2 protein-coding genes are annotated in these 3460 nt (G+C 66.2%); both read right to left on the bottom strand.

Annotation, left to right across the window (positions count from 1 at the left end):
* Positions 1-849: 849 nt before the first annotated feature.
* Positions 850-1551 (bottom strand): SDR family NAD(P)-dependent oxidoreductase, encoded by a 702-nt coding sequence (locus J7E68_RS14780; protein ID WP_311417072.1) that lies wholly within the window; start codon positions 1549-1551, stop codon positions 850-852.
* A gap of 34 nt (positions 1552-1585) precedes the next feature.
* The gene (locus tag J7E68_RS14775) at positions 1586-3061 is read right to left on the bottom strand and encodes an RNA-guided endonuclease TnpB family protein (RefSeq protein WP_215173832.1); all 1476 of its coding nucleotides are present in this window, start codon (positions 3059-3061) and stop codon (positions 1586-1588) included.
* Between the last annotated feature and the right edge of the window lie 399 nt (positions 3062-3460).

Genomic DNA, 3460 nt, shown 5'->3' with positions numbered 1-3460 from the left:
TCGCCGGCGCTGCGGGCGTCGTCGGTCGTCACGCCGTCGCCTTGGCGCGTCGCGACGACCTCAACGTGGTCGCCGTCGCAGATGCCAAAGACTCCTTGGCGCTGTTGGCTCTTGGTGCCGACACCGTCATCGCGCGAGACGACAACGTGGCTGACAATGTCGGACCGGAGCACGTTGACGCCGTACTGGATACGACCATGTCACCCGACCAGTTTCTTCCGCTCCTTCGTGCAGGCGGCGCCTACTTGTGGCTCCGCGGACTCGTTCCCCCACGCCCGGGCATTCGCGTCGAAACTGTGAACGTTCGGGACCACGTGCAGCGCACCGCCACCATCGCGCACCTGCGCGACCTCGTCGCCGACGGCGACCCTACCGGCGGAAGTCGACGCGGTCTTCCCTGCGGAGCAGGCGGCTGCAGCTCACCGCCGGTTCGATGAAAGTCGAGTGCGCGGCCGCATCGTCCTCGCTTTCTCGAACTGACCCCTCAGCTGCGTACCGCGAGCCCGAGCGACTCCAGGTTTTCTTTCAGTGGGGCCATCATGTCGAAGCTCTCGTCGAGCAGCCCCTGCGCGTGCAAGCAGATCGTTCTGCACCCTAGACCGGGTGGAGGCCTCACCTGGACGGACGCGGACGTTCAGTACGGTGGGCAGCGCTGCGACCTGGACGATGGCGAGCCGCAGGCGCAAAGGGTCGTGCGCGAAGGTGCGACCGTGATACTGCGCCTCGAACCCGAGGGCAGATCCTCGATGCAGGGCCGTTCGACGTTCGTGGAACGTTCACGCACTGGCCCCCTGCACACAAGGGCCCCGCGCCACCCGGTGGCGCGGGGCCCTCGTGTTGTCGAAGATGTTAGGCGTCGGCGCTGACCGTGGTTCGGAAGTCCCCTGGCTCTACGTGAATGGTCCACAGTCGGTCCGCGAGAGCCTTCGGCTCATAGAGAGGGTCACCACCACCGATGGCGCCGGGGATGATGAGCTGGCCGACATGCACGCCCTCATCGGCCAGAGCGTCGTGGAGCATCTGGCCATACGCTGACTCCCCCGCGAACGCCACCGACGTTCCCGCGACCTTTCTGTTCGGAGTGGCAGCACTGGAACCGTTCACGAGAAGGATGGTTCCCGCTCCTGTTGCCCTCATCCTCGGGAGGACTGTTTCGAGTGCAGCGCCGAGACCGAGGACAGAGAACGCGGTCGCTGTGGCGAGGTCATCAACGCTCGTCTCCGTCACTGACTGCAGGAACTCGGGCCGGGGAATCGGGCTGTACTGTAGAACGCTGATCTCGCCGAGCTCCGCAGCAGCCGCGGTGAGCGCATCGGTGAGCGCCTTGCGGTCGCCGACGTCCGCAGCGAATCCTCGGGCGGCGATGTCCGGGAAATCACCCGCGACGGCGCTGGCGAGGGCATCGACGTTCTCTTGGGTGCGGGAGATCAGCGCGACGTTGAAGCCCTCTGCAGCGAACCGCCGAGCAGTGGCGTTTCCCAGTCCTGGGCCGGCGCCGATGATTGCGATGGTAGTCATTGTCTTCCCTCCGTCATGGACACGTTCATCCACCGTATGCCGATGCTCCCCGCAGTGGGATGCCCTGTCAGTGCCTCCCAGGAGGGTGGTTCAGCTTTTCCCGGATCCCAGTCGGGAGTAGGGCTCGCGGAAAGAGGTTCTCAGCGCTTTCCACGCTAAGCACTCGGATTTTCCACGACCCCCCGAAAACCCTTGTGTTTCCGGGGATCTGAACTTGCCTGCGCGCGCCGGCGAGCGGCACGCTTCCGTCTGCGAGGAACAGCCTCGGATCGGTGGCTTCCTGCTTCATCCGGAACGGCTCCAGCAAGCTGGAGTCTAACGTCCCGTCCACAGGCGTAAACCCGGGCCCCGCGGCAAGGAGGTTGGTCGCGGCGTTGTAGTCGCGATCCAGGGTGACGCCACAGGGGCACTGCCAGGTACGGACGTTCAGCGGCCTCTTACCGCCGCTCTCTCCGCAGATCGAGCAGACCTGTGTCGAGGCATAGAACCTTGGCGCCTTGACGAGGTCGACTCCCTTGCGGGTGCATGCCTCCTCGAGGAATCGAAGGAACTGGCCCCAGCCGGCATCGTTGATGCTCTTGGCCATATTCGTGTGCGCCATGCCGGCAATGTTCAGCGTCTCGACAACGACCGTTTGGTTCTCACGGCTGAGTTTCGAAGCGAGCTGACGGGCATGGTTCTCACGAAGGTTCGCTACGCGACGATGTGCGCGGGCTCGCGCTCGCTTCGCCTTCGCGTAGTTGTTGCTCCCGGGGGTCTTCCGAGAGAGGTTCTTGTCCGCGCGGCCGAGACGTTCTTCGGCCTGGCGGTAGTGACGGGGGTTCGCGATCTTCTCGCGGGTGCCGTCGGAGTAGGAAATCGAGGCGTAGTCGGTCAGTCCGACGTCGATGCCGGCCGTTCGGGGCCCACGGGTCGGCTGCTTCGGGGCTTCGACTGGAACGCGCACGATGAATGACACCCAGAACTTGCCGTCGGGGTCCTCCCGGACGGTGGCGGCGCTCTGGTACCCGGGGAGAGGGCGGTGCCAGTTGACGTGAATGTCCTGGTCGATGTTGGCGAGGTGAAGCCCGCCTCCGCCGCGCCGCGTGTTCTTCCAGCCACCACGAATGGTGAACGAGTCCTCGGCGAACCGTGCGGACTTGCGAGCGGTGCGGCGCGACTTGAAGTGGGGGCGACCGACCCGGCGCCCCTTGATCTTGCCGGCCGCGGAGTCGAAGAATCGCTGGTAGGCGTCGGCGGCGTCGTGCACGGCGGCGGACAGCGCCGCGTGTGACACCTCTGCGAGCCATTCGGTGCCTGGATCTTTTCGGGCTTCGGTGACCAGCGTCTTCGCGGCGTCGTAGGCGGACGGGTGCTTGGCCCCGGCCGCGAACCGGTCGCGGGCTAGGGCGATGTACGAGTTATAGACGAAGCGGCACGATCCGAAGACGCGCCGGAGGTCGTCGGCGGCCTCGGGCTCCGGGTAGATCCGGTAGCTGTAGCGGCGGACGTTGACAGGGCCGTCGTGCTCGGCTCGTTTCTTGGCCCGCGCATCAGCGCGCATCACGGCCCCGGCGGCGCGGCAGGGCGAGCAGAGGCAGCCCCAGTGATTGTGGCCACGGCGCGTGCCATGATCCGCGTCGGGCATGAAGGCGAGGTCCGGCTTCACCCGCGGCTTGCGGGCCCGGAGCTTCGATGATGTTCGGGCGACTGACTTGCAGCGCTTGCACCGACAACCCCAGAACGTGTAGCCGCTCGGTGACCCGTGCGCCTCGTCCGGCATACCCTCCGCCAGCCGAACGGCACGGCGCGCTGCGGCCGCCGTGCTGTTCGCAGCTCGGCACGCGTCGCATGCAGGACGGCAGCGAGGGTCGGCACGGGTTGTGCCGTGCTCCTAGCCGTCGGGCAGTTCTGACGGGTCACCCTTCTTCCATGCTCGGTCCCGATGGCCCTGATTACCATG

Origin of the sequence: Microbacterium sp. ISL-103 (genome assembly GCF_018613995.1) — a bacterium.
In the GTDB taxonomy this organism is placed as follows: domain Bacteria; phylum Actinomycetota; class Actinomycetes; order Actinomycetales; family Microbacteriaceae; genus Microbacterium.
The sequence above is the reverse complement of the archived record's forward strand: the minus strand, read 5'-3'. Positions and strand labels throughout refer to the sequence as shown.